The sequence below is a fragment of the Mesorhizobium sp. M7A.F.Ca.CA.004.04.2.1 genome (assembly GCF_004022825.1).
Lineage (GTDB): Bacteria > Pseudomonadota > Alphaproteobacteria > Rhizobiales > Rhizobiaceae > Mesorhizobium.
This window is the reverse complement of the sequence record NZ_RZPH01000681.1, coordinates 1-3,336: the sequence shown is the minus strand read 5'-3', so window position 1 is coordinate 3,336 and position 3,336 is coordinate 1. Positions and strand designations below refer to the sequence as shown.

Here is a 3,336-nt window from a genome sequence, read left to right as displayed (position 1 = left end):
GCTCTACCCCTACTTCAGGCAGAACTCCGCCAAGGTAACCACCCCGCCGATCGATCCGATCCGCGAGGAGCTGGTGATGAGCCTGGTGTCCTTCATCGGGCCGCGGCCCAACATCTTCGACCTGGTCGGAAATTCGCGCCGCAAGCGGCTCGAGGTGCGCCAGCCGATCCTGACCAATGGCGATCTCGAAAAGATCCGTTCCATCGGCCACACCGAGGACCGTTTCGACACCAAGACGATCGACATCACCTATGGCTCGGCCGAAGGGGCCGCGGGCATGCAGGGCGCCATCGACCGGTTGTGCGAGCGGGCGGAGGCGGCGGTCGCCGGCGGCTACAACATCATCATCCTGTCCGACCGCCAGGTCGGGCCGGACCGCATCGCCATCCCGGCGCTGCTGGCTACGGCCGCGGTCCATCATCACCTGATCCGCAAGGGGCTGCGCACCTCGGTCGGCCTCGTCGTCGAATCCGGCGAGCCGCGCGAAGTGCATCATTTCTGCTGCCTTGCCGGCTATGGCGCCGAGGCGATCAATCCGTACCTTGCCTTCGACACGCTGCTCGACATGCACAAGCGTGGCGAACTGCCGAAGGAAGTGGACGCCTACGAGGTCGTTTCGCGCTACATCAAGTCGATCGGCAAGGGCATCCTCAAGGTGATGTCCAAGATGGGCATCTCGACCTACCAGTCTTATTGTGGCGCGCAGATTTTCGACGCCATCGGCCTGAAGACCGATTTCGTGCAGCAATACTTCACCGGCACCGCGACGCTGATCGAAGGCGTCGGGCTGGACGAGATTGCGGCAGAGACGCTCAGCCGCCACAATGACGGTTTCGGCAACGACCCCGTGCTGCGCAACAGCCTCGAGGTCGGCGGCGAATACATGTTCCGCATGCGGGGCGAGGCGCATATCTGGTCGCCCGACGCGGTCGCCACCTTGCAGCACGCCGTGCGCCAGGGGTCGTGGGAAACGTTCAAGGACTATTCCGCCCAGATCGACAGCGAGACGGCCCGCGCCCAGACCATTCGTGGCCTGTTCAAGATCAAGCTGGCCGGAGAGACCGGCCGCAAGAAGGTGGCGCTCGACGACGTCATGTCAGCGGCCGACATCGTCAAGCGGTTCTCGACCGGGGCGATGTCGTTCGGGTCGATCTCGCGCGAAGCGCATACCACGCTGGCGCGCGCGATGAACCAGATCGGCGGCAAGTCGAACACCGGCGAGGGCGGCGAAGAGGCCGACCGCTATCTGCCGCTGCCTGGCGGCGGCAAGAACCCCGAACGCTCGGCGATCAAGCAGATCGCCTCGGGCCGTTTCGGCGTCACGGCCGAATACCTCGTCAATTCCGACATGATGCAGATCAAGGTGGCGCAGGGTGCCAAGCCCGGCGAGGGCGGCCAGCTGCCCGGCCACAAGGTCGACGCGACCATCGCCAAGGTCCGGCATTCGACGCCGGGCGTCGGCCTGATCTCGCCGCCGCCGCATCACGACATCTATTCGATCGAGGATCTGGCACAGCTGATCTACGACCTGAAGAACGTCAATCCGGCGGCCGACGTGTCGGTCAAGCTGGTGTCGGAAGTCGGCGTCGGCACGGTTGCGGCGGGCGTCGCCAAGGCACGCGCCGACCACATCACCATTTCGGGCTATGATGGCGGCACTGGCGCCTCGCCGCTGACCTCGCTCAAGCATGCCGGCAGCCCATGGGAAATGGGCCTTGCCGAGACGCACCAGACGCTGGTGCTGAACGGCTTGCGGTCGCGCGTCGCGCTGCAGGTCGACGGCGGCTTGCGCACGGGGCGCGACGTTATCATCGGTGCGCTGCTTGGCGCCGACGAGTTCGGCTTCTCGACCGCGCCGCTGATCGCGGCCGGCTGCATCATGATGCGCAAGTGCCATCTCAACACCTGCCCGGTCGGCGTCGCGACGCAGGATCCGGTGCTGCGCAAGCGCTTCAAGGGCACGCCCGAGCATGTCATCAACTTCTTCTTCTACGTGGCGGAAGAGGTGAGGGAGCTGCTCGCCGAGATGGGTTACACCCATATCGACCAGATCATCGGCGACAGTGATCTTCTGGAGAAGCGCGACCTGATCGTGCACTGGAAGGCGCGCGGGCTCGATTTCTCGAAGATGTTCTTCAAGCCGGATGCGCCGCATGAGGCGGTGCACTGGACCGAGCGCCAGAAGCACCCGATCGACGACGTGCTCGACCGCAAGCTGATCGAGCTGGCAAAGCCTGCGCTCGAAAGCAAGCTGCCGGTCAAGATCGAGGTCGATATCCGCAATGTCGACCGCTCGACGGGCGCCATGCTGTCGGGTGAAGTGGCCAAGCGCTTCAAGCACAAGGGCCTGCGCGAGGACACCATCCAGGTGAAGCTGACCGGCACTGCCGGCCAGTCCTTCGGCGCCTTCCTGGCGCGCGGCATCTCGTTCGAGCTTGTCGGCGCCGGCAATGACTATGTCGGCAAGGGCCTGTCGGGCGGCCGCATCGTCATCCGGCCGCCGGAAGAGGCCAAGATCGTCGCCGCCGAGTCCATCATCGTCGGCAATACGGTGCTCTATGGCGCCACCGAGGGCGAGGCCTACTTTGCCGGCGTCGCCGGCGAGCGTTTCGCCGTGCGCAATTCGGGCGTCGCCGCCGTCGTCGAAGGCGTCGGCGACCATGGCTGCGAGTACATGACGGGCGGCATCGTCGTCGTCATCGGCAAGACCGGCCGCAATTTCGCCGCCGGCATGTCGGGCGGCGTCGCCTATGTGCTCGACGAGGCGGGCGATTTCGCCGAGCGCTGCAACATGGCGATGGTCGAGCTGGAGCCGGTTCCGGAAGAAGACGATCTGATGGAAAGGCTGCTGCACCATGGCGGCGACCTCGATCACAAGGGTCGCGTCGACGTCTCCGGCGACATGACCAGCCATGACGAGGAGCGGCTTTACCAGCTGATTTCCAACCATGTGCATTACACCGGGTCGGTGCGCGGCCGCGAGATTCTCGACGACTGGACGATTTTCCGGCCGAAGTTCCGCAAGATCATGCCGGTCGAATACCGCCGCGCCCTGATCGAGATGGAACGCATGCGCATGGGCGTCGCGGCGGAATAGGCTTTGCAATTGCCGGGGAGCCCAGGCTTCCCGGCCCATCTTCATCGACAGTTTGACCTCCGGCGCAAGGTTGCCATGGCTGCCTCAAGGGGTTAACGGGTGCGGCGAAAACCGCACCATCTGGACAGCAGGAACTGGACTATGGGCAAGGTAACAGGCTTTCTCGAAATCGACCGGCAGGTGCACAAGTACCAGCCGGCCTCCGATCGCATCCGGCATTTCCGTGAATTCACGCTGCC

1 protein-coding gene is annotated in these 3,336 nt (G+C 64.6%); it reads left to right on the top strand.

Annotated features, from left to right (window positions below; genetic code table 11):
* Positions 1-3,097: glutamate synthase large subunit (gene gltB / locus EN893_RS25130; RefSeq protein WP_128361850.1), on the top strand; the 3,097-nt coding region annotated here is incomplete at its 5' end.
* Between the last annotated feature and the right edge of the window lie 239 nt (positions 3,098-3,336).